The organism is Arthrobacter sp. Leaf141, from assembly GCF_001424565.1.
GTDB lineage: Bacteria > Actinomycetota > Actinomycetes > Actinomycetales > Micrococcaceae > Arthrobacter.
In genome coordinates this window covers 1-1,060 of sequence record NZ_LMOL01000025.1, presented here as the reverse complement: position 1 = coordinate 1,060, position 1,060 = coordinate 1, and the positions used below count along the sequence as shown (strand labels likewise).

General features: G+C 64.4%; 1 protein-coding gene. It reads left to right on the top strand.

Going from position 1 to position 1,060, the window contains the following annotated elements:
* Nucleotides 1-92 precede the first annotated feature (92 nt).
* A complete protein-coding gene (locus ASF72_RS16445; protein ID WP_056600655.1) occupies nucleotides 93-1,055 on the top strand; it encodes an IS481 family transposase in 963 nt (320 codons plus the stop codon).
* Nucleotides 1,056-1,060: the final 5 nt, after the last annotated feature.

Sequence of the window (1,060 nt, the reverse complement as noted above, 5' to 3'; positions counted from 1 at the left end):
TGTACTCGGCCAGGACGTTGGTTACATCGTGAAAGGGTGAAGACCTCTTAGGTTGGTGGTTACCACACACACCGAACGACTAAGAGGTCTTCATGGTCCACCGTAATGCCCGTCTGACTCCTGCCGGTAGAGGCATCCTTGTCCAGCGTGTTCTGGACGGGCGCCCCGTGGCCCACGTGGCGAAGGAAATGGGTGTCTCCCGGACCTGCGCCCACCGGTGGTTCCGACGCTATCTGGAGCACGGCTGGGACGGGATGGAGGACAGGTCTTCACGTCCGCGTTCCTGCCCGCACGCCACCCCCGCGAGGAAGGTCGACGAGGTCCTCGCCGCGCGTGCCGAGCACCGCGAGGGCCCGGTCCAACTCGCCGAACGGTGCCACGTCCGGCCCCGGACGGTCTCCCGGATCATCGCCCGGGCCGGGATGCCCCGGTTGTGGGAGCTGGACCCGATCAGCGGCGAACGCATCAGGGCAGGCCGGGCTACTGACCACCGCTACGAACGCGGCACCGCCGGTGAACTGCTCCACATTGACGTGAAGAAACTCGGGAGAATCCCAGCCGGCGGCGGCTGGCGTGTTCATGGCCGGTCCGAAGCCGTCAAAGGCCGCGGACTCGGCTACGACTTTGTCCACGTGGCCGTCGATGACCACTCACGCCTGGCCTATGTCGAGGTCCTCCCGGACGAAAAGGGCCCGACCTGCGCAGCGTTTCTGGCCAACGCCGCAGCGTTCATGGCCGCGAACGGGGCACCGGTTCAAGAAGTCATGACCGATAACGCCCTGGCCTACATCCGGTCAACAGCCTTCGCGACCGTCATGAAGGACCTCGGCGCCAAACATCGGCGCACAAAGCCCCGCAGCCCGTGGCAAAACGGCAAAGCCGAACGATTCAACCGCACCTTGCAAGAAGGCTGGGCCTACAAGAACGCCTACGACTCCAGCAACCACCGAACACAGGCACTGACCGGCTGGCTAGACTTCTACAACCACCGCCGAAACCACGCAGCCCTCGGAGGGCGACCACCCATCAGCAGATGTAACCAACCTGCTGGCTGAGTACA

Bases quoted from the DNA above. Each gene is read 5' to 3' on its own strand.
- ASF72_RS16445 (WP_056600655.1), top strand. From the start codon at position 93: ATGGTCCACCGTAATGCCCGTCTGACTCCTGCCGGTAGAGGCATCCTT.